This window comes from Proteus penneri, assembly GCF_003144535.1.
GTDB lineage: Bacteria > Pseudomonadota > Gammaproteobacteria > Enterobacterales > Enterobacteriaceae > Proteus > Proteus penneri.
Window position 1 is genome coordinate 1 of the sequence record NZ_PHFJ01000001.1, and the last position, 26,156, is coordinate 26,156.

General features: G+C 36.2%; 35 protein-coding genes and 5 tRNA genes. 13 read left to right on the top strand and 27 right to left on the bottom strand.

Annotation, left to right across the window (positions count from 1 at the left end):
- The 6 genes from CUB63_RS00005 to CUB63_RS00030 all read left to right on the top strand — a co-directional run bounded on the left by CUB63_RS00005 (nucleotide 1) and on the right by CUB63_RS00030 (nucleotide 2,923).
- Nucleotides 1-76: transfer RNA gene (locus CUB63_RS00005), tRNA-Val, on the top strand.
- Between the two features lie 41 nt (nucleotides 77-117).
- A tRNA-Lys gene (locus CUB63_RS00010) sits at nucleotides 118-193 on the top strand.
- Between the two features lie 38 nt (nucleotides 194-231).
- Nucleotides 232-307, top strand: a tRNA-Lys gene (locus tag CUB63_RS00015).
- Between the two features lie 41 nt (nucleotides 308-348).
- Nucleotides 349-424: transfer RNA gene (locus tag CUB63_RS00020), tRNA-Lys, on the top strand.
- Nucleotides 425-438: 14 nt separating this feature from the next.
- Nucleotides 439-514, top strand: a tRNA-Val gene (locus tag CUB63_RS00025).
- 2,106 nt (nucleotides 515-2,620) lie between these two features.
- A complete protein-coding gene (locus CUB63_RS00030) occupies nucleotides 2,621-2,923 on the top strand; it encodes a helix-turn-helix domain-containing protein (protein ID WP_006533394.1) in 303 nt (100 codons plus the stop codon).
- Nucleotides 2,924-3,882: 959 nt separating this feature from the next.
- On the opposite strand, the gene phsC is transcribed toward CUB63_RS00030, so the two are convergent.
- The 4 genes from phsC to CUB63_RS00050 all read right to left on the bottom strand — a co-directional run bounded on the left by phsC (nucleotide 3,883) and on the right by CUB63_RS00050 (nucleotide 9,209).
- Nucleotides 3,883-4,662, bottom strand: a complete 780-nt coding sequence (phsC, locus tag CUB63_RS00035) for a thiosulfate reductase cytochrome B subunit (RefSeq protein ID WP_109847170.1) — start codon at nucleotides 4,660-4,662, stop codon at nucleotides 3,883-3,885.
- Nucleotides 4,659-5,237, bottom strand: a complete 579-nt coding sequence (locus CUB63_RS00040; protein ID WP_006533391.1) for a 4Fe-4S dicluster domain-containing protein — start codon at nucleotides 5,235-5,237, stop codon at nucleotides 4,659-4,661. Before CUB63_RS00040 ends, phsC begins: the two co-directional genes overlap by 4 nt.
- Before the next feature lie 14 nt (nucleotides 5,238-5,251).
- Nucleotides 5,252-7,531, bottom strand: coding sequence for a thiosulfate reductase PhsA (gene phsA, locus CUB63_RS00045; RefSeq protein ID WP_109847171.1), 2,280 nt, complete (start codon nucleotides 7,529-7,531; stop codon nucleotides 5,252-5,254).
- Nucleotides 7,532-8,405: 874 nt separating this feature from the next.
- The gene (locus tag CUB63_RS00050; protein ID WP_109847172.1) at nucleotides 8,406-9,209 is read right to left on the bottom strand and encodes a sulfite exporter TauE/SafE family protein; all 804 of its coding nucleotides are present in this window, start codon (nucleotides 9,207-9,209) and stop codon (nucleotides 8,406-8,408) included.
- A gap of 104 nt (nucleotides 9,210-9,313) precedes the next feature.
- Here CUB63_RS00050 and CUB63_RS00055 point away from each other — a divergent pair, with 104 nt between their 5' ends.
- Nucleotides 9,314-10,090 carry an AraC family transcriptional regulator gene (locus CUB63_RS00055; protein ID WP_109399871.1) on the top strand — a complete coding sequence of 259 codons (777 nt, stop codon included), beginning with the start codon at nucleotides 9,314-9,316 and terminating at the stop codon, nucleotides 10,088-10,090.
- Between the two features lie 319 nt (nucleotides 10,091-10,409).
- Here the strand turns inward: CUB63_RS00055 and CUB63_RS00060 are convergent, their stop codons facing one another.
- The 17 genes from CUB63_RS00060 to CUB63_RS00135 all read right to left on the bottom strand — a co-directional run bounded on the left by CUB63_RS00060 (nucleotide 10,410) and on the right by CUB63_RS00135 (nucleotide 17,844).
- Entirely contained in the window at nucleotides 10,410-10,607 is a 198-nt protein-coding gene (locus tag CUB63_RS00060) for a helix-turn-helix transcriptional regulator (protein ID WP_109847173.1), read from the bottom strand.
- 200 nt (nucleotides 10,608-10,807) lie between these two features.
- Nucleotides 10,808-11,002: a TraR/DksA C4-type zinc finger protein gene (locus CUB63_RS00065; protein WP_109847174.1), complete on the bottom strand. Its 195-nt coding sequence runs from the start codon at nucleotides 11,000-11,002 to the stop codon at nucleotides 10,808-10,810.
- Nucleotides 11,003-11,082: 80 nt separating this feature from the next.
- Nucleotides 11,083-11,685 carry an MT-A70 family methyltransferase gene (locus CUB63_RS00070; RefSeq protein WP_109847175.1) on the bottom strand — a complete coding sequence of 201 codons (603 nt, stop codon included), beginning with the start codon at nucleotides 11,683-11,685 and terminating at the stop codon, nucleotides 11,083-11,085.
- Nucleotides 11,672-12,079: a phage protein NinX family protein gene (locus CUB63_RS00075; protein WP_109847176.1), complete on the bottom strand. Its 408-nt coding sequence runs from the start codon at nucleotides 12,077-12,079 to the stop codon at nucleotides 11,672-11,674. The genes CUB63_RS00070 and CUB63_RS00075 overlap by 14 nt, the downstream gene beginning before the upstream one ends.
- On the bottom strand, nucleotides 12,072-12,245 hold the full coding sequence (locus CUB63_RS17530) for a hypothetical protein (RefSeq protein ID WP_168713144.1): 174 nt from the start codon (nucleotides 12,243-12,245) through the stop codon (nucleotides 12,072-12,074). The genes CUB63_RS00075 and CUB63_RS17530 overlap by 8 nt, the downstream gene beginning before the upstream one ends.
- A gap of 203 nt (nucleotides 12,246-12,448) precedes the next feature.
- Nucleotides 12,449-13,141 (bottom strand): hypothetical protein, encoded by a 693-nt coding sequence (locus tag CUB63_RS00080; protein WP_109847177.1) that lies wholly within the window; start codon nucleotides 13,139-13,141, stop codon nucleotides 12,449-12,451.
- A 69-nt stretch (nucleotides 13,142-13,210) separates the two neighbouring features.
- On the bottom strand, nucleotides 13,211-13,744 hold the full coding sequence (locus tag CUB63_RS00085) for a phiTE_072 family protein (RefSeq protein ID WP_109847178.1): 534 nt from the start codon (nucleotides 13,742-13,744) through the stop codon (nucleotides 13,211-13,213).
- Nucleotides 13,741-13,926 (bottom strand): hypothetical protein, encoded by a 186-nt coding sequence (locus CUB63_RS00090; RefSeq protein ID WP_109847179.1) that lies wholly within the window; start codon nucleotides 13,924-13,926, stop codon nucleotides 13,741-13,743. Before CUB63_RS00090 ends, CUB63_RS00085 begins: the two co-directional genes overlap by 4 nt.
- Nucleotides 13,927-13,955: 29 nt before the next feature.
- Nucleotides 13,956-14,282, bottom strand: a complete 327-nt coding sequence (locus CUB63_RS00095) for a hypothetical protein (protein ID WP_109847180.1) — start codon at nucleotides 14,280-14,282, stop codon at nucleotides 13,956-13,958.
- Between the two features lie 36 nt (nucleotides 14,283-14,318).
- Nucleotides 14,319-14,501 carry a hypothetical protein gene (locus CUB63_RS17610; protein ID WP_193524903.1) on the bottom strand — a complete coding sequence of 61 codons (183 nt, stop codon included), beginning with the start codon at nucleotides 14,499-14,501 and terminating at the stop codon, nucleotides 14,319-14,321.
- Nucleotides 14,502-14,582: 81 nt separating this feature from the next.
- Entirely contained in the window at nucleotides 14,583-15,458 is an 876-nt protein-coding gene (locus tag CUB63_RS00105) for a RecT family recombinase (protein WP_109847181.1), read from the bottom strand.
- A gap of 1 nt (nucleotide 15,459) precedes the next feature.
- Nucleotides 15,460-16,272 carry a PD-(D/E)XK nuclease-like domain-containing protein gene (locus CUB63_RS00110; RefSeq protein ID WP_109847182.1) on the bottom strand — a complete coding sequence of 271 codons (813 nt, stop codon included), beginning with the start codon at nucleotides 16,270-16,272 and terminating at the stop codon, nucleotides 15,460-15,462.
- A complete protein-coding gene (locus tag CUB63_RS00115) occupies nucleotides 16,269-16,523 on the bottom strand; it encodes a hypothetical protein (protein WP_109847183.1) in 255 nt (84 codons plus the stop codon). The genes CUB63_RS00110 and CUB63_RS00115 overlap by 4 nt, the downstream gene beginning before the upstream one ends.
- Nucleotides 16,520-16,726, bottom strand: a complete 207-nt coding sequence (locus CUB63_RS00120; RefSeq protein WP_232240027.1) for a hypothetical protein — start codon at nucleotides 16,724-16,726, stop codon at nucleotides 16,520-16,522. Before CUB63_RS00120 ends, CUB63_RS00115 begins: the two co-directional genes overlap by 4 nt.
- Before the next feature lie 64 nt (nucleotides 16,727-16,790).
- On the bottom strand, nucleotides 16,791-16,946 hold the full coding sequence (locus CUB63_RS17535) for a hypothetical protein (RefSeq protein WP_170110775.1): 156 nt from the start codon (nucleotides 16,944-16,946) through the stop codon (nucleotides 16,791-16,793).
- A gap of 72 nt (nucleotides 16,947-17,018) precedes the next feature.
- Complete coding sequence (locus CUB63_RS00125) at nucleotides 17,019-17,243, bottom strand: hypothetical protein (RefSeq protein ID WP_141225990.1); 225 nt, start codon at nucleotides 17,241-17,243, stop codon at nucleotides 17,019-17,021.
- Between the two features lie 328 nt (nucleotides 17,244-17,571).
- Nucleotides 17,572-17,844, bottom strand: coding sequence for a hypothetical protein (locus CUB63_RS00135; RefSeq protein WP_049257585.1), 273 nt, complete (start codon nucleotides 17,842-17,844; stop codon nucleotides 17,572-17,574).
- A 168-nt stretch (nucleotides 17,845-18,012) separates the two neighbouring features.
- Here CUB63_RS00135 and CUB63_RS00140 point away from each other — a divergent pair, with 168 nt between their 5' ends.
- Nucleotides 18,013-18,546 (top strand): super-infection exclusion protein B, encoded by a 534-nt coding sequence (locus CUB63_RS00140; protein ID WP_049199138.1) that lies wholly within the window; start codon nucleotides 18,013-18,015, stop codon nucleotides 18,544-18,546.
- Nucleotides 18,547-18,567: 21 nt separating this feature from the next.
- Here the strand turns inward: CUB63_RS00140 and CUB63_RS00145 are convergent, their stop codons facing one another.
- The 6 genes from CUB63_RS00145 to CUB63_RS00165 all read right to left on the bottom strand — a co-directional run bounded on the left by CUB63_RS00145 (nucleotide 18,568) and on the right by CUB63_RS00165 (nucleotide 22,054).
- Complete coding sequence (locus CUB63_RS00145; protein WP_109847186.1) at nucleotides 18,568-18,840, bottom strand: hypothetical protein; 273 nt, start codon at nucleotides 18,838-18,840, stop codon at nucleotides 18,568-18,570.
- A gap of 380 nt (nucleotides 18,841-19,220) precedes the next feature.
- The gene (locus CUB63_RS17460; protein ID WP_157955960.1) at nucleotides 19,221-19,382 is read right to left on the bottom strand and encodes a hypothetical protein; all 162 of its coding nucleotides are present in this window, start codon (nucleotides 19,380-19,382) and stop codon (nucleotides 19,221-19,223) included.
- Nucleotides 19,383-19,384: 2 nt separating this feature from the next.
- Nucleotides 19,385-20,434, bottom strand: a complete 1,050-nt coding sequence (locus CUB63_RS00150) for a serine/threonine-protein kinase (RefSeq protein WP_071425828.1) — start codon at nucleotides 20,432-20,434, stop codon at nucleotides 19,385-19,387.
- Nucleotides 20,431-20,889, bottom strand: coding sequence for a hypothetical protein (locus CUB63_RS00155; protein WP_088207087.1), 459 nt, complete (start codon nucleotides 20,887-20,889; stop codon nucleotides 20,431-20,433). Before CUB63_RS00155 ends, CUB63_RS00150 begins: the two co-directional genes overlap by 4 nt.
- Before the next feature lie 104 nt (nucleotides 20,890-20,993).
- Nucleotides 20,994-21,335 (bottom strand): DUF3024 domain-containing protein, encoded by a 342-nt coding sequence (locus CUB63_RS00160; RefSeq protein ID WP_088207088.1) that lies wholly within the window; start codon nucleotides 21,333-21,335, stop codon nucleotides 20,994-20,996.
- Nucleotides 21,336-21,343: 8 nt separating this feature from the next.
- The gene (locus tag CUB63_RS00165) at nucleotides 21,344-22,054 is read right to left on the bottom strand and encodes a LexA family protein (RefSeq protein WP_109847187.1); all 711 of its coding nucleotides are present in this window, start codon (nucleotides 22,052-22,054) and stop codon (nucleotides 21,344-21,346) included.
- A gap of 95 nt (nucleotides 22,055-22,149) precedes the next feature.
- On the opposite strand from CUB63_RS00165, the gene CUB63_RS00170 reads away from it, so the two are divergent.
- The 5 genes from CUB63_RS00170 to CUB63_RS00190 all read left to right on the top strand — a co-directional run bounded on the left by CUB63_RS00170 (nucleotide 22,150) and on the right by CUB63_RS00190 (nucleotide 25,540).
- Entirely contained in the window at nucleotides 22,150-22,335 is a 186-nt protein-coding gene (locus CUB63_RS00170) for a Cro/CI family transcriptional regulator (RefSeq protein WP_109395758.1), read from the top strand.
- Nucleotides 22,336-22,471: 136 nt separating this feature from the next.
- On the top strand, nucleotides 22,472-22,813 hold the full coding sequence (locus CUB63_RS00175; RefSeq protein WP_109391284.1) for a CII family transcriptional regulator: 342 nt from the start codon (nucleotides 22,472-22,474) through the stop codon (nucleotides 22,811-22,813).
- 256 nt (nucleotides 22,814-23,069) lie between these two features.
- A complete protein-coding gene (locus tag CUB63_RS00180) occupies nucleotides 23,070-23,906 on the top strand; it encodes a replication protein (RefSeq protein ID WP_049257590.1) in 837 nt (278 codons plus the stop codon).
- 3 nt (nucleotides 23,907-23,909) lie between these two features.
- Nucleotides 23,910-25,277 (top strand): replicative DNA helicase, encoded by a 1,368-nt coding sequence (locus CUB63_RS00185; protein ID WP_109847418.1) that lies wholly within the window; start codon nucleotides 23,910-23,912, stop codon nucleotides 25,275-25,277.
- Nucleotides 25,274-25,540, top strand: coding sequence for a hypothetical protein (locus CUB63_RS00190; protein ID WP_109847188.1), 267 nt, complete (start codon nucleotides 25,274-25,276; stop codon nucleotides 25,538-25,540). Before CUB63_RS00185 ends, CUB63_RS00190 begins: the two co-directional genes overlap by 4 nt.
- Nucleotides 25,541-26,156: the final 616 nt, after the last annotated feature.

Sequence of the window (26,156 nt, forward strand, 5' to 3'; positions counted from 1 at the left end):
GGGCGGTTAGCTCAGTTGGTAGAGCATCTCCCTTACAAGGAGGAGGTCGTTGGTTCGAGCCCAATACCGCCCACCACTTCATTCGGTTATTTCGCGCAATATCACATAATTAGGTATGGGTCGTTAGCTCAGTCGGTAGAGCAGTTGACTTTTAATCAATTGGTCGGGCGTTCGAATCGCCCACGACCCACCATTCCTAAGAATACAACATAAAGTAGTGAACATTGTGACGGGTCGTTAGCTCAGTCGGTAGAGCAGTTGACTTTTAATCAATTGGTCGGGCGTTCGAATCGCCCACGACCCACCATTCACAAAGCTACTTACAGATTTACGCAAAAATTATTAAACGGGTCGTTAGCTCAGTCGGTAGAGCAGTTGACTTTTAATCAATTGGTCGGGCGTTCGAATCGCCCACGACCCACCATTTAATAATTCAGCGGGCGGTTAGCTCAGTTGGTAGAGCATCTCCCTTACAAGGAGGAGGTCGTTGGTTCGAGCCCAATACCGCCCACCACTTCTTTATTTCTTCGTTATACTTTCTTATTTATTTTCCTCGCATTTTTATAAAATAATCAATAAGAGTCATTTAGTTTTTGATAGCTGTGTGATGAAATCTAGTCATATTTTTTGGACATTAATTGTTGTCTCTGTGTCTGCTGTTCATGACTTTGCTCATCGTCTTATTTATAACTGTGTATCCTTACACGTGTATGCTTTCCTAGTTCCTTGTATTGAGCTCATTTCGTTATATCAAAGCAATAATTAGCTACAGCTCTTGTGCCTTTGGGCAATGCGTTTCTAAGATTTTTTTAACTTATTATTGCATTGCGCTTTCTGTGAAAAGGGGGCATAAGTCGGATTCTTTATTACACTTTTTTACATCCAGCCATGTTTTATCATTTAAATTGAAGTGCTTAAAAATAAGTCGTTCTTTTATTGTTAAGTTAATCATTTTAGAGCAGGGGCCTAACTTAATAGAAGATATGTATTTATTTTTGAACAGAGAACAAGTTTTGTTCTGAAAATATAAAAAATTACTCTAATCAAAAAGGAAGTATCTACTCCTCCTGAGCATAAATATAGGTTTTCCTAGTTTATTCATAAAATTAAACAACCTTAAATACACTGTTATAAATTATTTGAGCATTTTTTATGAGCAATATCTCTCATAAAATGAGCAAGTTAAAACATTTTAAGTCACTATTGAAAAATATTTAGTACTCCCTTTTTAAGGAAAAGTTCAGAAGATTAAAAGATAAAAATTGGGTTTTATAGTTTATCTTCTTTTCTAAAGATACGACAAAATGAGTGAATTTACTTAACGTTTAATTTAAAATAGATTGGATTTAAAATTTGATGTTTATCAATGTTTGCATAATAATGCACTGGATCATAAATGATATAAAGCAAAAATCACTTATTTTATCAGTAATTGATTTGTCCTAGAGTGGTTAATTTCATTTTTTATGAAAAATGGAGAAATTTGTGCATCTAGCAGGAATATAAATTATATAAAAATATTAATGTTTATTTTATCCTATGGATAACTCTTATACAGTGTAAGTGTGATTACTTAGGATATAAAATAATTGATTTTTATTTTTATTAACAAAATTAGATCATGCTAAAGTTGATATTTAACAGTTTATTCTTTTGTGAATTTAACTTAATGTCTATCTATTACTCTATTTTTGCAATGTACTAAATGTGCGTATTTGAGTGAAAAAGAAAGAATAATATTGTGTCGTCATAACAAGACCACTTTTTATGATAATAAGTATGCTCTTTGAATAACTTACTGATAAACAATATATTAATATTCGTTTTTTCTCTATTTTATAAAGAAGATTTTCAATATAACTGAAACTTAAAATAAGTTATTTATTAATAAAAATTCAAAAAAATGAGTAATTAGGTCTATTCTTTATTTATTCCAGTGTAATAAAGAATTGAGGAGTATGAAATATATTTAGCTGAAAGAGTAAGTGTTTATGCTTATATAAATTAATTAACAAATGTTTAAAATGTGATTTATATCTATATTTTAGTGTAAATCTCGTAACATTATGATATTAAAATATAATATAGACTTTTTTATAAACTCATCAGATTTCATTGATTTTAATTAAGCTAGTTAATAAAAATAAAAAATCGTTACCTTTATGAGGTTAATTTATTATTTTAAATAAATTAGTCTGACATAACTTGATTTATTTTTACACAATACCAATAATCATACTTTAAATTAATATAATTATAGATAATAATTCTAATTAATGAGTAAAATTTAAGGAAAAAAAAACGTGATTTTATAAGTAAAATATTTCAACTATATGAAAATAAAGGAAATATACCATTATCCTAAGTATTGTTTACTAGTATGAGTAAATCATTGCACCTGCACTATCTTTTTTTGACTGGTTGAAAGTGTTTAAATGCGTAGTATATTATTTACATATGATAAGTCATGTTTTGAATTGTAATATTTCTTATCTACTAAAAATAATATTTTATTAAAACAAAAAGGTGTCATCAATAATATATCTTTTTATATATTATTGCGCAGGAATACGCCATTATAAATTAGATATCAATCAAAGTGAAAAGCGAGAACAATATTATGAGTAGCAAGTATCCAGTCGCTTATGCTGTTGGACAAAAAATTAAGTCATTAAGAAAATCTCAAGGTTATACTGTATTTCAGTTAGCAAAAGAAATTGATATTAGTGAACAACAGTTATTTCGTTATGAGCGTGGTGTAAACCGTATTGATATTGATTGCTTAGTTAAAGTACTTGAAGTACTAGGTGTTAATATTGGTAGCTTCTTTGAAGAAGTAACTGGCGGAATGGCTCAAGAAACTGAGCTAAATGAACAACATATTCCAGCTCATTTCGATAGCAAGGCTCTTTCTATTTTCTAATAATATTTTTAAATTAGAAAATAACTCATTTTAGAATAGCTAAATTGAGTGAGATAATTCTTATATACAAATGTTTCTCTTTAGTTAGTTAATAATAAGAATTATCTTAGCGGATGAAATGAAGTCGCTATATGAAATAAATGCCCTTATTAGGGCATTTTATGTTTATAGAGATAAATATTTTTAATTTTTACAAAAAGAAGAATAATTTTATTGTAAATGAACTAAAATCTTCATGCTTAGAGAAATATATTATCATATTTATTAGTATGAGAAAAAATAGCTAATTGATGCTTGTTTAGAATAAGCTACTCATAAAATTACCTCTTATATTACCTACCACAATTTTACCTCCTGGTAACATTTTTGAAGCTATTAAACGTATAATTTATGTTTTTCACATCAATAAATTAAAAAATCCATTTAATATGATAAATGCAAAATATACGTATTGGTGAAAATAGGTTATCAGATCAAAAGTTAAGTATTATCATTAAATGACTGTTTTTGATAATGATAGTTAATATCATATCAGGATAGATTATTGTTGCCTTTTGATCGAGATGAAAAGGTAGTAACAATAAGTCTTTGAGCAGTTTAAGAATATGATTTAGTTGCTGGTCGGTTGAGTAGATATTAAAAGACCTGTTAGGATTATTTAGAGAGATTAATATGCTTTGCTTGTTCTGGGTATAAAACATTTATTAATCATAAAAATAGTAAGATCTCTCTGCAGTTTGACAGCACTACTAACACAAGCCTTTACGATTTGTATAAATTCGGTCTTTATGTATCGCAGTAATAGATTGTCATTTAGGCATATTTTTTAGCGTTGTCATTGTGCATTAGATTGCTTCCTTGTTACAAAAAAGGTTAGGAAATTCTGAATTAAGATCAAAAAATGCCCGTTTAAACGGGCATTTTAGGAAATGAAATGTAACAGAAGAAATATTGAGAAATTAATGTTCTGTTTTTTCTGCTATGGATCCATGATCTTCATGTTTCTGATGGCGATGATGACCATCGATCATGCTACGGAATGTTTGAGTAAAAGTATCACCCAGTGTACATAAATAGAAGTGTGCACAAATAAACATTAATGCCACAATACCTAAAACTAAGTGTGCTTTTAACATCCAATAGCCATAGCCAAGTACTTCTGGATATAAACATAATAATCCAGTAACAAGTAACAGTGGCACTAAACCAAACATCACACCTAAGTAAGCGAGTTGTTGAAGTGGGTTAAACTTGTTGGTTTCAGTTGCAGCGAAAGGATGTGGTTCGCCTTTCATTATACCGTAAAGATAAAAGCGAGCTTGTTTGATACAACGACCAATTAATCCGCTAAATTTTACTTTGTAATGTACACCGTTATTAGTTGTTAGATTGATAAAAATAAAACCAATCCAGAACGCGATAAGAACAAAACCACAGATCTTATGTAACAGTACCATTGATGTAACATTGCCGATAGAGAAATGCCCTAAAAAGCCACTTAATAGCAATAGGATAAATAGTAAAGCATTACCCCAGTGCCAAAAACGAATTGCTTTGGAGTATAAATAAACACGTTCTTCTTCATAATGACCAGCGTGTTTTGGTGCAAGGGCATAGCGTAGTAAACCATGAATAACTAATACTGCTATCATAGCAACGATTAATAAACCAGCTGCGATTAACCATACAGGCCAATAATCTGGCGTATAATGGAGTTCTGCTCCCCAGATACTAGTCATGCTTTATCTCCCTGATGGATTTCTTTACGACGGAATAAACTCGGTTTTCCGACATTATCTAATTGGTATTGATAAACGGATTTTTGTTTGATCCAAGCCTGAATTTCAGGTGAGTCAATGCGACCAAAAGCAAGTGCATCTGTTGGGCATACTGATACGCATGCGGGTAATTCTCCCTCAGCTAATCGAGTATCAGAACAGAAGTTACATTTGTCTGCGATATGTGTCACTGGGTTGATATAACGAACATGGTAAGGACAAGCACCAACACAGTAATCACAGCCAATACACAGCTCTTTTTTCACCTGAACGATACCATTTTCATCAATAAAAGAGGCACCAGTAGGGCAAACAGAAACACAAGGCGCATCTTCACAGTGTTGGCAAGAAACACGGAAAAATTGGTAATGTGGATGACCTGCTTCATCGTTATGAGGACCCTGTATTTGGACTTGAAGTCGGCTAAATCCTTCTGGAATGTCATTGATGACTTTACACGCAACAGTACAAGCTTGGCAGCCAATACAACGTTTCTCATCATGTAACATGACAAATTGTTTATCATTATTGTTCATCGTTATTTTTTTCCTTAAGCCCGACTAATTTTGACACCTGATGTATGCACATCAGTACCTGATACAGGGCTAATCTCATGATGTAATAAATTGCCACAGTGAACGCCTGTCGTTGTCGCAGCTGTTTTCGCGCCTGCTTTTGCACCTGATCCCATATAAACAAATACGGTGTCAGGGCGAATGCCTTCAGTAATCAGAGCATGTGCTTTTTCTTTACCGATACTGTTTTCTAGAATGATTTCATCACCATGTTTAATACCATGATTTTTAGCTGTTTCAGGGTGAAGCCAAACAGGGTTTTTCCACATTAATTCAGCTAATAATGGTACATATTGTGTTGCACCATTAGTGTGAACGGCGACTTTGCCTTGAATAAAATAAAGCTCGTCTTTTTCTTTTAATGGGAAGTTGTGGAAGCGTGGAATACCGTAGTTTTCTAAACGGCTTTCTAGTTCCTCAGAGTAGATTTCAATTAAGCCACTCGGTGATTTAAATGACAGTGATTTTTCCATCATATTATTGCCATCAACATGCTTGATAGCATCAGGATATTGCTCAACAAAGGCTTTTACATAAGAAGGCTCACGTAAAAGTAATGGGATACCATAGGACAAGTAGCCTTTTTTATGGATTTCCTTATACAGTGCTTCATCACCATTGACTTGATATAGCTGACGAACACCCATATTTTCCCATGGGAAATATTGAGCTAATCCCAGTTTTTTCCCTAATTCCATCCAAATTAACCAGCTTGGTTTTGTATCACCAATTGGCTCGACAACTTGCTGGCGTAATGCATAAGCTGGATTTAAACCTGAAACATCAGAAATCTCTTCATCACGTTCTAAATAAGTTGTTTCAGGTAATAGATAATCGGCATAAGCGGCACTTTCGCTTAAATAAACATCACAGCTAACAATTAAGTCTAATTTCTGTGCGGTTTTTTCTAGCTCAGGGCGACAACTTACTGTTTGGAATGGGTTATGGCGAGACATAATCCATGCTCTGGTTTGATATGGCACACCGTTTAATGTTGAATCAATAATAGATTGAACGATACCACCACCTTTATTGATATATTTAAATTGAGGTGCAGTAGCATCAATACGTTTTGCTGTAATTTCTGGCATTCCCTTAACGCTTGGTTTAGCGAGTTCAGGCGCAACATTAATACCCGCGAGTTTATTGTATTTTGATGCTGCTTTTTTCTGATACATGCCACCTTCACGTTCAAAGTTACCGAGCAATGCATTGAAGGTGAAGATCATTCTGCGCATATTAATTTCTTCTTTATTAAAGGTTGCGCGGTGACCAGGCATAATCAGTGCATGAGGTGCTTGGGATGCAATCTCACGAGCAATGCGAACAATATCGTTAGCTGGAACATCAGAATGAGATTGAGCCCATTCAGGGGTTGTATCTTGTAGAACTTCTTTTAATTGTGGGAAACCTACCGTAAATTTCTCAATGAAATCTTTATCGTAGAGATCTTCTTTAATTAATATATGACACATTGCCATTAGAACAGGTAAATCCCCGCCTGGGCGGATCGCGTACCACTCATCAGCTTTACTTGAAACAACAGATAAACGAGGATCAAAGCTGACTAATTTCGCACCACGTTCTTGTGCTGTCATTAACTCATGAGTTTCTGCAACTTCAATACCTTCATAAAGGTTATGACCAAAAGAGATAATATATTTTGAATTTGCGAGATCCATTTTAAGATCGCCACCCATCATAACAGATGCTGCAATGGCTTTACCTGCAGGGCATGTTGATGCGTGTGTAAACGTATTGGGGGAGCCAAATGCAGCCGCTAAATGGAAAAGATGAGATGAGAGCGAGCCGGATTTTGAGGAGAAAGAGATGCTTTCTGCGCCATAGTTTTGCTTTATGGCATTCATTTTTTCGGCGATTTCGCTATAAGCTTGTTCCCAACTTATCACTTCCCATTCACCCGCGCCTCTTGGACCTTTGCGTTTCATAGGTTTGACAATACGGTTTGGGTCATTAACTAGGCTAACACCACTGCCACCTCTTGCACAAACTCGGCTACTTTGGTGTTCAGCATTTCTATTTCCTTGGATAAAAACAGTCTTGTTGTTAACAACCTGAGCTTCTATTGGACAACGATAAGAACACATTTCACACAGGCTAGGTGTTAATTTTGACTGACCCTTAAGAGAATCTACAGGATTAAATGCAAGTGCACCTGGTGGTAAACTACTTACGGTACAACCCACACATCCTATTCCCATCCCCTTAATGAAAGAACGACGACTAATACTCATATAACCTCCAGTTTCTTCTTATAGCTAAATATTATATACGGACGGTTAAATAAATATTTGAAGGTGTCTCCATTTTATTAATCCATAAGTGATGACTTAGTTGTAAATAATAAATAATAGAGAATAATAAGTTAATAAATATCACTAAATAAATTAACTAAAATAGACAAAATTAAATGATAATTATTTTCTTCTATTAAATGCTATAATAAAGTTTCGGAGAAGGAATAGAGGTTTTTTATAGATATGATAGTTATATATTGTTCTTTTAAATTCACTAACTTATGGTATTAATCTATTTTGTTAAAGTGTATTTTAAATATATTATTAATAATAATTAAGATTTGACAAAAAAACCTATCGATATATAATTTATTATATATCGAGTGTTGGTTATATTGTAATTAACTTGTTATTTAAAAATAACGATAAATAATACTTTTGATACTATTTAAATTTAGTTTTTTCATAAATTATCCTCTTATGAAAAATAGCTAACTTATTATTTTGATAATAGATATAAATAAAATAGAAAAATAAATCAGTGATGCATGGTACGAAAAAATGCTCGGTTAAATGTGATCAGGCTGATATTAAGCACGAGACAATTTATAAATTATTATTCATTATGTTTAAATATTAATTAATGATATTAATCGTTATGGAACTGTGTCGTGATTGTCAAAAAGAGATATATTTTGTTTTAAGTATCTTAATAGCATTAATGCTAAATGGAGACGTGTAGGAAAAAGATGGAGTGAAATGTTAAAGACATGGTGACTTTTTTGAACATTTAAAGCCACCATTTTATATGTAGTCATTATTGTTTTTTCGTTGTTTGTTGCCTTTGGAACTTTTATATAGAAGAAAGGATTTAAAACAGCATGACAATTAAAACAAGACTCAGTAATAGAGGATAAATTCTTGCATGCCATTTGTCGGGAATACGAGATAAAAAACGTTCAGAGATCTTCAAACCAACCCAAGTGCTACAAATCAGAATAAGTGCAGCTTTTAGCCAAATATAACCAATGAAACCAGATTCACCATTTAAAGGTGACGTAAAAGAAAGGGCAACGTAAGTGAATGTTGCTGTGAGTGCTAAAGGTAAGGTTAATACATTTGCCATTGCTGCTGATTGTGCCATTGGTGTTCCTCTACGGCGCAATAAAGGTACTGTCATCACGCTTCCACCAACTCCTAGAAAAGCAGCAATAATACCAATTACGGTACCATTAATACTTTCTTTTGCTTTGGTCACTTTTTTTGTATTGTGAGTAGGAGCTATAAAACCGGGACGAAAGTAGCAGTCTAAAATAGTGATAAAAAGATAACCAATAAAGATACATTTGATCCACGTACCTTCAACCGTTAAGGCGAGAAGAGCACCTAAGATCCCACCAAAAGCGATACCAATAAACAGTATGGACATGATATTCCAATCAAGCCTTTTTGCTTTATGGTGCTTAATGGTTGTGACTGTTGCAGAAAACAACATAATTAATGCAGAAGTAGCAACGGCGATTTGCATAGCATGCTCAGCAGGTAAACTGTCTATTCCCCAGAGTGTCAGAATAAGTGTATAGAGTAAGGGAACAGTGACAAAGCCGCCACCAAAGCCAAATAACCATGTTGTAATGCCTGAAATTAGACCAAAAGAAATCAGCCAAAGTGTCATTTCAAATCTCCTGTTGAGTCAGGAGATTAACGATATAGAATGAAGTGATGTCTTACCCACGTGATAATGACAACTTTATACGAATTTAGGACAATTTAAAGATTATGCGTAATATCGATATCAATTGTGTGGATAATCTTCCTCGCGACATTTTGGCATTAGGCTCTGATTATCCTTATGACACATTTCTTGAATCCCATTATCATCGACGAGCACAATTTTTATATGCCCCTAATGGGGTAATGAAAGTTAAAACAGAAGATGGTCAATGGATTGTATTACCTTACAGTGGCGTGTGGATCCCAGCAGAAAAAGTACATCAAGTGCTAATGTTGGGGAGTAGCACTTATAGTCTCTATATTGAGCCTAATAAAATTCCTCGTCACTCAGAATATTGTGAAGTTTTACAAGTTTCACCTCTGCTTCATCAGCTATTACTTTCAGCTAATGAGCTTCCTTTACTTTATGATTTAGGTGGACGAGATAGTGCATTATTAACTTTGCTTTGTCATGAATTAGCTCAGGCAAAACCGTTACCTTATTTTACGCCATTACCACAACATGCTTTATTAGATGAATTGTGTACTGAATTTATGTCACAACCCAATATTCGCACTAGACCAGAAATGTGGGCTGAAAAATTAAATAAAAGCCCACGTACTTTTACCCGTTTTTTTCATAAAGAAACCGGTCTTTCTTTTCGAGATTGGCGTCAAAAAGCGTGTTTAATGTATGCGTTGACTGCTTTAAAAAAAGGTGATTCGGTTACTAAAGTTGCTTTAGAGCTGGGTTATGAAAATCCTAGCGCCTTTAGTGCGATGTTTAATAAAGAGATGGGGTATTCACCTAAATTATTTTTAAAACAATTGAAAGAGTTTTAATAAAATAGACATATGTAAGCAAAAATATAATCATTGATTCTTATATATTAGGTGATTTTTAAGTTAAATTGCATTGTTCAAAAAAGAAACAAAAAAATTCCTTCCAATATCAGTGCGTTAAAACTTGATTAATAGAGAGCGAGGGAGGTAAAATGTAAGGCGTCCATAAGTTACATTTGATTTTTCTACGTACGTTCCCTTAGTTAAATGGATATAGCTATCTTGATATGTAACCAACTGAATAAAAAGAAATAAAAGAGATTAGCAATAAATTTATGTACACATAAATGTACAAATTATTAAAAATCTCTCTAAAATTTCAATTTCTCACTTCTTTTTTATCTGCATTAACTCCACCATTCTCCAACCATTTGTTGATTGCTGATAATCTATATCTGGCCGGATAGTTTAATACTGGATCGGGGAAGCCGCATTTGCGTCTTAATCTCCAAATTGCAGTTCTCTTTTTACCTAACATTTTGAATACGTCTTTTTCATCAATTAAATCAGCTTCCATCTTTCTCTTCCTTTTGTAATTTCCGTAGGTAATACGATAGAACCATCTTGTCCTGATAGTTCATGTGATTTAGAGGCTTAAACTTTGATGTGTATTTATCGAGGATCTGAGTTGTTAGTTTGTCGTTGGGTATTCCGTGGCTTCTTAGCTCGATTAAGCATTACTTTGCTATTTTCCTTCATGCGTTTTCTAATGCAATACTATCCATTCTTCCGTTTATACTGTTCATGGTCATCACCACAATCTTTACTGCAATATGCGCTATTAGGTGCAACAGGTTCTTCGTGACACCAAATACACATTCCGTTATGAGATTTAATTGCTGGTTTACGATTTGATAATGATGCTTGAATATGTAATTCGTTTATTTCATTTGCTGAGTCAATAATATCCATAATTACGCTTGTCCTGTTTCAATTAAATAAGTACACATAATGCTATTATCCCTGCAATTTAATTAAATGTCATAATTCATCTATATTAATTTAATGCTTCCTTCTACTTGGTTGCCATATACATCCCAATCACCATATTTCTCTCGTGCAAATAATTCGAGCCGAGGAACATCTCCATATAGCTCCTCTAAACGATGATGGACTTCTTTTGGCTTTTCGCTGTGCTCACCAAGGCATGAGTAAATAATTTGGCGAACACTTGCAGACTTACGAGGTAGTCCATTACCTCTTGTGGCTATTAAACACATTTCGATATTTTGACGAGTGTAATTACCGCAATTAATTTTCGTCTCATTGTTTAATATTTCCATGAAATCGAAAAAGTCCTCTGGTGGTTTTTTATTTATTCTATCTCCTGCATTTTTATTTAATTTAACCCACGCAAACCCGAACATGTTTTTAACTTTAAAATCCCATGCTTCGGCTAATTTAATTGCTTCGAGTGCAAAGTTGCCTGTGTACCACATAAATAGTACGGCATTTTTAGAGGAGTGTTTTTCTATTGGTAATCGAGAGAGAGAATATAAGTCGGTGGTGTTGTAATGATTATCTGCTGCGCCATTTGAAACTTTGTTATTGTAAGACCAAGGAGGATCGCACAATATTAAGTCATACTTTTTCATTCTCCGCATCCTTGATCATTAAGAATACCTCCATAGCTGCGCGCAGTGGGTTCGATTTATATCTCGATGTGATTCCATTTGAAATATCACTTGCACACCACCAAGTTGATCCTCCGTCATCTGACATATCTGCCATTAACGATATTAAGTTTTCAATAATAATCGGCATTGCGTCAGATGGGTTATTGCAGGGATTAAATATATTGCCATTACTCGGAATGTAAGATAACACTGCATATTCTCTAGTGTTCCATATAGGCCCTCTTTCATCAGACGGGATCTCTTTATCAAAATCACCTTCTTTTTCGCTAATCCAAAAGTTGCCTTCTATACCCAAAGCAATAGTAACCTTTTTATTAATCTCGAAGTCAGATAGTTCGGTGTATTTATTCACTTTCTAATATCTCCTCTATCATGAGCTTAATATTAACTAAGTCCTGCTTTGTTATTGATATATCCCACGATGGAGATTTTAAATTAAATTTATCCTTTATTGTCGGCTCAATTTCAAAACCTTCTTCTTCGTAGCCTTGTAATCCCAAATAATATTTATCTTTCATTCCATACCTCTCCACAAACAACTTCAAAACTACTAACTGACATTAAATATTCAGCACGTTTATTACATTCCGATTGCGTATATATATCTTCCGTTAAAGGCACAGCAGAACCCTGTATTAGCATGAGTAATACATATCCGATTATTTGCATTAATTGTTACTCTGAATTTTAGGTACAAAAAACCCTGCAATGCAGGGTGATGCTATAAACTTTTACAGTAATCTTTGAAATCTTTTACACATAAATCAATTTTATCTATAGATTTACTTAATCTTAAAGTACTAAAATAATTAAGTATATTTTCTTTACTATTATCATAATGAATTTTTAAAATTAAATTTTCAATATATGTATTTATTTTAATGCTGCGCTTGTATAAAAATTGATACTTCTCTGAGATATTTATATTAACTGATGCGGAGTTTGAATATATATAAGACAAGGATGAGCTATCAAATTTAAACATTCGAGCATTGCCTAATTCTTTCCCATTTACGTCTTTTAAGATAAATGCATGTATATCATGACCACCAATATATTCTACAAATGAATTGTTGTTTTCGTCTAATAATTTATGTAGTTTAACCAGTTGACTTACTATTGTTTTTAACTCATCAGAATATTTAGTAAATATATTTAGATAGCTAATGGATATTTCTTTTTGTCTTTTTTTTTCTGAGTTTTCTGAGTCCTTTTTTTGCCGCCAATAAACACCAATAGTAGCTAGAATACCAAGTGATGATAAGAAGCTAAAAAATGATGATATTTTACTATCTAGGCTTATTTGTGAGTAATAAATAAAAGAAAAACCTAGAAGAAAAACAGTGGTAAATAATATAATTATAAATGACCACTTTAGCACGAAAGTTAAACAATTCTCATCTTCATCTGACATAACCCCTCCTTAATTAAAGCAGGAATCATACTCACATCCATGTGACTAATCTACTGTCAAAGTACCTCCTTAATTCACATTTATTTGCTTTAATGCCTCACGAACAGCGTTTAATCGTGATTCCATTCTTATATATTCAGGGTTGGGAATAGAGGGCCAATCGTTATACCAAGCATCATCACCAAACAAGCTAAGCAACTTACCGCCTAAAAAACTATTGCAACAATCATCTTTAACATTATCTGATGATTCGATTAAACCCCAATATTCCCTTGCTTCGTATTGGTCTATTTCATCATCTTTGCGCAGTTTGATAACTTGCTTTTTAGCGTATTCAGCATTTGCATCGTTATCAGCGTCTATCTCAGAGATTAAATTAGAATCTAGCTTACCTATCCAATAGTGATTGTTAATACGCTGAATAAACTCAACTAGCGAACTACCCATCGAGCCCCAAAAGCAAGACCATGAACAACCGCTTTCGCTAATTGTGACACGGCTGTTTTGATTATCGCCGTAGTCTTCAAGATACACATGAATAGGGTCGTGACGCTCTATGCCTGTTATTACTAACTTAGTAACTTGTGATTGCTCAACTTTCATTGCTCCACCTTATTTAATTCTTCAATGCCTGATTCTGTTAATTTCCATCCATCTTTAGGGTGAAGTTTAATAAGTCCTTTATTCTCCAGTGAGAAAATTAACAGCCCATTACTTAACTGCCTATATCCATTATCTACATTTTTTAATGTGCTAATTTGACGTTCTGTTAATTTCACATTCATTCCTCAACATTGCATCCCTGCGAGTTAAATTAAGCTGTCCGTAGCTTTTCTATTTCTGGATATAATTCACGAGTTATTTTTAACGCTTGCTCAGTGCTAACTGAACCTTCCATTTGTTTATTAAACCAAGCGTTAATATCTCCAGTGTTGTTTTTCATCTCTTCGTAAAACTCTGAGTCAATCCACTGGAATATGCTTTGCGCCCACAAGTGAGCCTCTTTGGCATTATTTTCTGAAAGGTAATGCTCAATCACTAAAAGTAATAAATTTAGTCTGTGTAATTCCCACTCGTACACATGACCTCTAGCGACTTCTTGTTGAAGTGCGTTAATTTCTTCTTTGAGCTTATCTGTCATATCTATCTCCTGTTTGCATCCCTGCAAGTTAAATTATCATACGAACGTTGGTAGCTTCCTGCCAACCAGTTCCTCTGCATCCTTCATAAAGTCAGTGGCTTGCTCTTCCATTCCAACGCCGAAATCATATTTATGAACCGCTTTAGCCATTAAGAAAGCGCCAGCAAAAAGCACTTCTTTCAACTTCTTATTTTCTTCTTGTAACTGTTCAATAGTCATATCTATCTCCTGTTTGCATCCTTGCACTGAGTTCGTGGGTTATACGGGTAGGGGTATTTCATCCTTGAAATTAAAAATCCATTAAATAACACCCATTAATTCATCTTTGCGAATTTGATAAACATCAGTCGCCCTTGAGAGCAGATCAGGCTCATTGGCTAGCCCTTTACCTGCATATCTGTAAAGCTTGTCGAGCTCATCAGTTGTTTTTGCACTGCTTGCCGCGTTAGTGAAATCAGATAACAACTCATCGGGCGTGCGTTTATCGGCTGGCTTTTCGGCTTCATCATTATTTTGTGGCTTGTTGTTAATCAGATTATTAAGGGACTGCTTTGTTGTTTTTGGCGTTATATCTCTTGCCGTTCTAGGCTCTGAATCAAATTCGTCAGGCGTGTAAACTCCGAGGATAACTTCGGGGCAATAAAGTCGAGCCCAATACTTAACTGCTAGATAGGCAATCTGTTGCTTTGGCGCTGTTTTCCATAACGGTGAATTTCTGGTGGTGATATCAATCATATAGAGTGGTTCACCCCACGTGATCTCATCCTCACCATGAAGAATCGCCCCAACCTGAACAAATAAACCGGCTTCGTCAGACTTATCTTTTGTTCCCGTTATTCGCTCCCAATCACCACCATATCGGTAATGAAAACGACCATTAACAGCTTTTGAACTTGTAACAACAGCGTTGACTAACTGAGCCTCGTAGCCGAGCACGCCATTAACTAAGTGGGTCTTTTGAGCTACCGCATATGGATTCATTCGCCATTGAGCCGCCTGCAACGCCACAGCTAAACAATCTGCAGGCTTGCCTGCTAAATGTCTCGGAACAGTAGCAACACCTTGAGACATAATCTCTGCAAATGCCTGAAGCTTTTGTAATCCTGATGGGCTGAATATTGCGGTTGATGTGTCAGCCTCATGTTCTGTGTTGATAGTTGTTATTTCTTGAGACATATTAATCCCTCCGTTTAGCCCACGCAGGGCGTGATATAGGTTCTATGCCGCCCCAGTCATCATTGATACGGCACTCATGAAAAGTATGTAAATTTTGTTTGAATAAACTAAACCCAACACCAACGTCCTCTGAATCTAACTCAAAGACGTGAACTGGGTATCTTCCGCAATCAATTGTTTCGCTTACAGCAAGAAAGAGAAAAATTGGTGATTCCCCAAAATGTTGTAAATAACCTTCCTGATACATTGCATGCTGAACGTGATAGCGAAACTCTTCGATGTGACGATCAAATCGACTCATATCGGCTACTTTTTTTACATCGATAATTACTGGCTGATTTGATAAAAACTTGTCTGGTCTAATTCTGCATAACTCTTCCGTGTCTGCATCTTCCCAGTAAATTGACGCTTCGCTATAACCGTCAGCCTCAAGAAAATACCTTGCCGCGTGGTGGGCGAGGACACTATCACGCATTATTTTCAGCTTCCGATGCTGTTCGTAATCCATTACGGTCTTCCCTGAATCATCACATTCTTTTAGAAAGTCCTTTTCTTCCTGCTTACCATCCTTCGTCCTTCTGTTAAATTCAGGAGCCTCGATGAACCTATTTAAAAATTCATCTGGCTCTAAAAGTAAGCAGTGAAGGGCGGTACCCATATCTAAAGCCTTCAACTTTTCCGTGTCTAATGGTGCATTTTTCTTCCATTTATAAAATGCAGGGCTTCTTGCTATATCGTCCAACTGAGATTTACTGATCCCTAATCCATGGTGATAGTCCTCATTTGAAATGTCGTAATAGATGCCGGGTTTCATCCTAAAACCTCTTTATCTATTCCGATCTGAATAGCTGTTCTAATTCCGTCTAAAACTGCATACAGCGCTTGAGGGCTAATTTCAAATACCGGATTTAACTTCCTTGCTAAATCCATACACAGTAGTTCTTCTGGTAGGCTATCCATAACCTCATCGACTGATGTTTTCTCTTCCTGAGAATTAACAAACGCTTCTCGTTCCATTTGGCGTTCGTACCAGTCGTTTCTGAGTCCGTAGGTGTTGGTAATCACGCAACTCTCCTTAGCTTAGAAACACGTAATATCCTGTTAATAAAGGCCTCCTTGCCTATTGCATTGATAGTCCGTTCAAGCGATTCATCGTCACAATCGAGTACATATTCCATTGCCTTAACTGAGTCAATCTCCGTTAATTTAGCCAACTCAGCGAAACTTCCTGTCTCAATACTAAGCTTGCTACTTTCGTCAAATTCCATGACTGTTTTTCCATCTATTACTCGAGTTCCGTTCGAGTAGCTGTAAGAAATTTGCATAATCACCTCAACTTACAAATGTTGGTATTACGCCAACGGTTGTCACAATGACCACAGCTAAACTGAATAACCATGGGCTTGTACGTTTATTTTTACGTGCTTGAGGCGTAGTGATACGCACCGCCATGCAATCACGCATAGCGCTGTAATAGTTAGTTTTCATTGTTACCTCGCTAGGTGAGCGATAGGGTGGTTATCTGGTGTTGGTGCGGTGGGTTACTGCTGACCTAGGGCTTTAGAGTTTTGCTACAACTTCGTCATAACTAACTTCAAAGTCTTTGCAGGTTTCTTTCAAGTCGTTAAAGTTAATTGCGTGATTTAAGGCGCTAACTTCATCCTGAGTTAGTTGTTCATCTCGGTAGTCATTAAATCCAACTGATAACAATTTACCGCCTAATATCTCCGTTCCTGCGTTTACAGACGGCTCCCTGCCATCTTCATACTCAACTACGAATGTCATTTTTCCCATGTCATACTCCCTCCTAACTATTTAATTAGTCCGTACACATGATTAATGTCGTTAAGTCCTTCCCTATCTAACTCTAGGTATGGATCCCATCTATCCAAACCTTTATGATGCGTCCTGACCAATTGCCAGCGCCAACCATCAGCATGTCTAACTCGTCTTACATACCTGATTGTTGTGACCCAATATTCATCATTAGGACCATTTGGAACCAGTGAATCAAACTCGACTCGAACAGCTCTAAATAACTTCGGCATGGGTAGCTTTCCGTTATGGAAATCATCTATTGCCATACTCCCTCCGTTATTAACTAAACACGATGCTAGTTTCTTTCACATTTCACGCCACAGAAAGGGCAGAATGAGAACGTAACGGGGAAATCCTGCTTTGTTAGGCGGGCTTTCGGTGTACCGTCCTTTTTGACTTCCTGATAACTGGCGTTGTATTCAATGAAATAATTAACTGACATGACGCCGCCAGACATAAACAATCCAGACTGTTTCCAACCAGAAGACCGTAGGCTTGCTCCTTCAGGTAGTTTTGCTTTAATGCGACTTTCCATGTCATCACCTAATTTAGTAAAGCAATCACACATATCTCTATCTCCTATCTATTAATCAACTCACCACAGCCCACAGAATGGACTGTAATTAGTTAACTGTGCCTGCTTTTAGCCACGTCAGGCGAGGTGGTTCTCGTGTACCCCTACAGCGAGAAATCGGCTATAATCCACTTACCCCTACAGAATAAGAGATTATCAACCATGCCGAATTGGATTGAGGCAGTGATTGCCTATTTAAAACAAAACACATCATTGAGGTTCAATATGGTTTGGTTGTTTACTTGGTTACTTTTACTTTTGTTTGTTCCTGATTCGGTATCTCATTTTGTTAATGGGAAAATACACTTTTTTAATATCCCTTATGTCGGCGTTACCCTAATCCTGATCCCTGTTTCATTTTTCATTAGCTATTTTTTAAAGTGGTTGTGGTCTTCATTAATAGGTATGCACAGAAATATAAAAGAGTCTCTAAAATTCAGGCGAACCAAAATAGAAATTCAATCACTTTCAGAGAGAGAAAAAGAAATTATCTTGTGTTTAATTGATGGCGATGATATAGACGACTTTGAAAATGATGAAGATGGTATTTATGTGTACAGCCTTATGTGTAAAGGTATCATTCATGAGTATCATGATACCTACATAACTAAATACAAATTAGATTCTTACTACCGAAAAGCAATTATCAGACTTTTAGTTGAAGCTCATGAGGCGGAACAGAAAATCAACAGATAAATTTCATCTTACTTCTCCTATTTATCTCGCCGTCACCCCGAACTCACTGTTCGGCTGTTTTGTTTTAACTCCTGAATATACTGCTACATTAGGTAAGCAACAGTTATCTCCACTTGGATAATGCTTTGTTGGTTTGAGAGAGAGAACAGGGCGTTCTTTCTTCTCAACGCCAAATATCGAATCCCAAATTTCTTCCACTGAGCGACTTCTCATAGCTATCTTTCGAGCCAAAAACTCACCTTGCTTTCTGCGCCTGCGAATTTTTGAGTTCTCTTTAAAAGTTATTGTTGCCATATTTGTCTCCTAAGTGATTTTTGGTGGTGATGCCGAATGCCTCCGGTAGCTGTCTTTCGCCAACAAGGCGACTGCTTGTCTTTTCGACCATCACCCCAAAAACCACTCAGTGGTTGCTCTGAAAATTTATTCTGAGCGTTCCTAATTGTAAAAGAGCGAACATCCTGTTTATCTATGGCTCCTTGCCTTCGATGTGATAAATATAACCAGCGGTGATTTATAAGTCAACACCGCAGGTGATAATAATATAACTGGCGGTGTTAATTTGTTGTATTTTCAGATAATTTATTTTCAAAAAAATCTCAGATTGGAATGCAGATCACTTCTTTGGAGGGGAGGGGGGCACAAAAAAGCCCTCGCGGGGAGGGCTGAATTTGAAATTATAGTTTAAAATATTTATTTCTTAGAAGTGAAGATCTAAATTTATCAGAGCGTTCTTTTTTTTCATCTTTATTCAGAAGATCTGATTTTGTATAAGGGGAAGCCACCGCAACATCCCTTCTGCTGGGTGGCGTATTATTCAACACCGCCCGATTTTTCATAGCTATAACCCTTTGAGTATTTGATATATTTTTGAATGAGAACAACGGGTAAGCGTACCTTTGCCTTCCTTTCGTTTTCTCCCATCTGGATATACTCTATGACAAATAGAGGATTTTGTATTGCTATCATAACTTAAATGGAGTATAGCACCTGCGATTTTCTTGCGCCATTCATTTAGTGTGGTATCGGAATTATCGCACTTTCTCCAATCTAACGCGCCATCATCGTCTTTTATTGATGATAGTGCATTAAGAATATCTAGTGATGACTGAAATCGGTTGTTTGGATTGCTTTCTAAACACTTATTAATTATAGATATTAATTTTTTTGGTATATGCGATGGGTATTGTTTGGAAGGGAATGTTCCAGCTTTTATTGCGGACTCTAACTGCTCAGCATACTGGAATTGAGATATTTCATTTTCAAACTCAATGGCACCAATGCACATCCTATACAAAGTCATTCCAACTTGGTAGATATCGAAGGTATAGGTAAATCCACCACTTTTGCTTATTGTGAAATATTCAGGAGGGGTATGAAAATAGTAATTGTGATCAGGTATTGCTGTTGAATTTATATTTATTAATTTAGATAACCCGAAGTCAGCCAGCATTGCTTCATTTCGGTTTGAAATCATAATATTATTAGGCTTGATATCGAAATGAATTAATTTTTTTGTATGGATATGATATAGGCCACCAATAAACTGTATTGCGTACCTTATTATTTCACGTGGAGTGAAATTTCCTCTGCTCATCTTTTGGCTTATCGTGCCATTAATATAATATGGCATTGCTATATAGATTTTTTCATTATCTTCAGCTGCGTATTGAACCTGCACGATGTTTGGGTGAGCATTTTTGTAAAGCAGTCTTGCCTCAGAAAAATAAGTATCTTTATCTTGATTGGGTTTTTTTGTGATTTCTTTGATAACCAACTCATGATCTAAATTTTCATCATGAGCAAGATAAACCTCTGAGAAACAACCTTGTTCATCAAGTTTTTTTATTTTTCTAAATGACACGTCTGCTTTTTGATATGGGGTGATCAAAATTTACCCTCCACTGCTAATGCTGCCATCATGGCTTCATTTGTTTCCTGAGTGAATGATGAATTGTCTATATCATGTATTGATATTTCTGACTTAAGTAATTGTTTATATTCAGTATCGCTTACATTGAGACCTGCCCGTATTCCTGATTTTCGAATGGTAAAGTATTTTTTAACTTCACTACTTGAAAATGCTTCTTGTATTACTGCTTCTATATAGAGACGGTCTATGCTCATATTTTGAGAGTTTGCTTCTGTTACCCTTATTGATGCGATATCAACATTATAAAACATTAATATATCTAGGATATTGTTACGAACATATTTTAATTTCTCTGGTGTATCTAAAATGCATGGAATATTTATCACATCAGAACAAACAAGCTTTTTAGATTCAGTGCAATAAACAATAAATGATGCCACTGAAGGTGAAACTCGAACCCCTAATATTCTCATTTACTCATCCTTTAAAGGCAATTGAAGACAATTGGTTGACAAAATTACGTCAACCAAATTTCAATTTTACTGCTATTCTGTCAACCACTCCATAAAACGTGTCGTCACCCAAAAAAGCAACCTCGCACATCATCTTCAACGAGCCTAATGGCGTCAGAGAAACTACCTAGCATTATTTCATCGTAGTTGTGCCAGTTACTATTTTTATCCATCCAAAGCAGAGACCATGAATTCGAATACCTATTATGTGTGATTTTTGCTATAGGTTCTTCTACTCTGCCATCACTCCATATTAGTTGCCTAATTTCAAAGATAATTACTGAGTCGTCCTCGATACGATACTGTAAATCTAATTCATCCCTTAGGTGCTCTGCTGGGCGGCGTTTTTCCATGAAAAATTCCATACACCGTCTAATATTTGCTATCTCAATATTGTTAAACGCCATATTTCCTCCTAAAACGTATCGTCAGGCCATTGTGACTTGATTACCTTTCCTATGATTGTGCAGTTACCGTTAATAGGGATCAGGTCATAGCGTGGGTTTAACGGCTCTAAATATGATATTCCACCTTCTCTAATCAATCGTTTGAATGTGAATTCATCATTTAGCAAACGAGCAACACAGAAATCTCCGAACTCTACCTCTTCCTCAGGATCAACCAAGATAAGCATTCCTTCAGGAAAACTTGGCTTTCCTCCTGGTGGCGCTGTCATTGATTGGCCTTCAACCTCTAACCAAAAAGCGCGCTCACTGGCTTTCTTAGCTGTAGGTATCCACGACACAGCATCTTTCTGAGTATATGAGTTAAATTCTGTTGAGAAAGCGCCAGCCTGTACCTTAGTGAATAGAGGGTATTGATATTTCTCATCCATGCTTGGTGTTTTTAATGGGCTGACAGCCTTAAACATGCCTCTAATTTCTTTAGCTAGGGATGGGCTAAATTCATCAACGGTAACTTGTAACGCCTCAGCTAACTTTGCCGCGTTTTCTATGTTTAGAGCGTTTACTCCATTCAATAACTGAGCAACAGCGCTCTGCCCCATGCCGATTGAATCGCCTAGGGTTTCTTGTGATAAGCCAAGCTCTTTCTTTTTTGCCTCAAAGATATTTTTCAGGCGAAGAGCGTCAGCTTTCTGTTCTTCTGTGATCGGTTTCTTTTTCATACTGCAATTTTATTACCAAATGGAATATTTACCAATCACCGCAGGTGTTGACTATTTTATCACTTGCGGTGATAATAATTAAAAAAGGAGAAACTATGGAAAGAGTCCCATTAACTAAATTTGCTACTGAGCTAGGACAACACAAAACGGCTGAATTGTTAGGTGTTAGGCAAAGCGCGATAAGTAAAGCAATTTTAAAGAAAAGAAATATTTTCATTATCAGAAAACAAGATGGAACAGTTGAAGCAGAAGAAGTTAAACCGTTTCCATCTGGTAAATAAGTACCATCACGCTCTTTAACATCGCTAACCCGCTCAGAGTAAATTCTCAGAGCAAACAATCCGCTCATATGGAATGAGCCACGGATCATTACTGCTGTTCCCAATATGGGAAGTAATCTAAGAAGGAATTTAACAAATGGAACTATCAAACGAACGCAAATTTCGAGAAATCGAATCAAAAATCATGAAAGGGATACTTGTTACTGGCGCTAGAGAAGTAGCGAAAAGAACGGGTATTCACGAATCACAAATATCTCGCTGGCAATCTCAACAATCTAAAACGCAATTAAGCTTCATACAACGTTGTGCAAGGCTTTTAGTTGCTATTGGGTATGAGACACCGGATGACACAGTGATATTGCAAGGTGATGAGGCTAGAGCGTTAATTCAGATGCTTGAGCATATCAAAGCACCAAAAAGAAAAACCTCAACCACTGCGAATGGTGAGGCTTCTCAACAAATGGACTTAACCATTTAACTTAACAAATACACTGTATCAATAACCAGTATTAAAGGGAAGCTGATTTTGAGTTTCCCTTTTGCTGATACAGCTTAGGAATAAGGGAATTATACCATGAAACAACGATTTAATCATAGCGCTGTGCATAAAAACAACGCTAGAAATCACTTTAACAGATTGGTGACTCAGGACGGTGTTAAGTGTCTAAGAGCAATGCTTGAGGATGCAAAAATACGCACTGAACATCGTCAACAGGTACTAGGAGGTAAGAGCGATGAATAGCAATGTTGCATACGCTGACTTTGGTAATCAACGACGGCAAGAGAGGTCAACAGTGGCAAATCTTGAAGATGGTTACACAAGAATAGCCAACGACCTATTTGAAGCTGTTATGTGTGCAGATTTAACAGCAAGACAACTAAAAGTCGTTATGGCCATCATCAGAAAGACATACGGCTTCGGCAAAAAGTTAGACCGTATTACAAACACTCAAATAGCTGAAATGACAGGCATTCATCATACTCATGTTTGCAAAGCGAAGAATGAAATGATTGCTATGAATATTGTTATTTCATCAGGTAATAAAATTGGAATTAACAAAGATTTTACTGAGTGGAATTTCAATATTAGCCAAGTTAGCGAAACATTAGCTAAGTCGGCTAATAAAACATTAGCTAAAACGGCTAATTCACATAAGCCAAGTCAGCTAAACACAAAAGAAACTATTACAAAAGAAAAGAAAGAAAGTAATACACCCCTTACCCCTCACGAGGTGAAAGGGGGAGAATCGGTAAAACCTACCAAGAGAAAATCAACTCCAATTAACTACGATGAATATCTCAATGCCTACAACGAGGAAGTTGGTGACAGACTACCTCATGCTGTGGAAGCTAACGAGAAACGCAAAACACGGATCAGGAAGATAATCAAAAACCTTGCAACGGCAAACGTTGATGGTTGGAGAGCCTACGTTAGAGCCTTTGTGCGGATGGCTAAGCCATTTTATTTTGGTGAAAACGATACAGGCTGGACGGCTGATATTGATTATCTGCTAAGAGAAACAACGTTGACAGGTGTTCGAGAAGGTAAATTTGCTGACAGGGGGTTTTAAGTGATCAATACGGAATTTGAAGCGAGTGTTATCGGAGGTTTGTTAATTTCAGGATTAACTCCTGATGCCTCGGATGTTTTAGCCACTTTAGAGCCTGAATCATTTTCAGTTAGGTTCTATCGAGAAGCCTATCAAGTTATTCAAAAACAAGCTAAGTCTCGCGGTGTCATCGATATGATGATGGTTGCTGAAGGGATGGGCAGTGAGCATCTAGCTAGTATTATCCAAACAGCCAAGGATTGCCCTAGCGCAGCCAACCTAAAAGGCTATGCCAAGATGGTGACCGATAATCATAACCGTAGAGCTATGATCCAGTTAATGGATTCTGTGCGTGGTGTGATTGAGAACGGAACTATTGAGCAAGCCAGTGAGGCAATGGAAAGTTTTCTTGCTCAGGCATCTGATATGCATTCTTCGAAAGGTGATATCGCACCAGTCCATGTGTCATCGTTAATCGAAGATTACACCGAAGTTTTACAAGAGCGTGTTAACAAAGGTGAGGAATCGGACACACTAAAAACGGGGATCCGCGAATTAGATGAAATTATGGGGGGTATCAATCCTGTTGATTTGGTCATTATCGCCGCTCGACCAGGAATGGGTAAAACAGAAATCGCACTGAAAATTACAGAAGGCGTTGCCTCTCAAAATGTTATCGGATCTGACACCAAAAAAGGTGTTTTAATTTTCTCGATGGAAATGGACTCTCAGCAAATCGTAGAACGTCAGATTGCAGGATCAGCAAACCTATCTGTTAGCGCATTGAGAAACCCATCTCGTATGAGTGACGAAGATTGGGGAAGGGTATCTATGGGAGCAGGTAATTTACTTGGCCTGAATGTCTGGGTTGTCGATGCTAGCAAATTAACCGTTGAACAAATCACTGCAATTTCAACACGACACAAGAAACGTCACCCTGAATTATCGTTGATCATGGTTGACTATTTAGGGTTAATTGAGAAACCTCGTGCAGAGCGTAACGACTTGGCTATTGCTCATATTTCAGCAACGTTGAAAGGGCTAGCTAAAAACATCAGAACGCCTGTTATTTCACTAAGTCAGCTATCTCGCGATGTTGAAAAGAGACCTAACAAACGACCTACCAATGCGGATTTAAGAGACTCAGGAAGCGTAGAGCAAGATGCGGATAGCATCATCATGCTTTATCGCGATGCAGTCTATAATGAGAACTCCCCCGCAGCAGCTTACGCAGAAATAATTGTGACAAAAAACCGATTTGGGAAATTGGGAACTGTTTATCAATTATTCAAAAATGGTCACTTTCTTGACACCGATCAGGCTCAAGCATCAAGCATCTGTCAACAAAGTAGCAGACCACAACAGAGAAGATTTCAAGGAGCAAATGTATGAATTTAGAGCAGTTAGATACGGATGATTTTATTGAAAGACTTGAAGTGTTGCGTTCTATTTTAAAAGTTGAAGGTAATCATTTTGTTTTCCAGCTAAGTGACAATGAAGTTGATCAATATGAGATCTCCATCTCCTCATGTAACACCCCAGAAAAGTTGCTTTCATGGGTATTTCATTTGACTGAAAAGCAGTGGATGAACACTGAGTTACTACGTTATTTCATTCGTGTAGCAAGCGTTAAATCGAATATCAAAATTAACTAATCAAGTTCCTGTGGGGGAACACGCAAGAGGATTTTTAGATGAATAATATCGACTTTAAGCTCGTATTTGAATTACTGGACAAAATGGAAGGGTGTGTTAATCGGATTAAAGATCTAAACGGCGTACTTAGGCAGGCTTTGGCTGATTATCAATTGAATCATAAGGACTTCTAGATGAGCATAATTTTTCACAAAAATAGAAACTGGCTACAAACTCCACAGATTACAGCTCATGGACTGCTAATGGATAGCAAGCGCAGATCCATTTCAATGCCTGAGGAAAAACACCTTGCTCGTAAAATTCGCAGTTGTTATCCAAGAGGTAAAACATACAACAACTTAGAGCGAATTGAATATTTCAGTAAGCGAGGTTATTAGATGAAATGGCATCAAAAAATACTTGTCAGGGTATTTAGTAGCAACATTCTTACATTTCTATTTCAATTCATTGCTTGGGGTTCGTTATCGGTTTTAATCATGGTTAATAGGTTAGGCGAGTTTAATCTTCATGCTTATCTAGGTTCATTACCAATAGTGGTTATTCAGGCGTTAGTGATGACCTATCTATTCAGGTGGTTGTTTAAATTTTGTATGAAAAATATTGATATCAAAGGAGG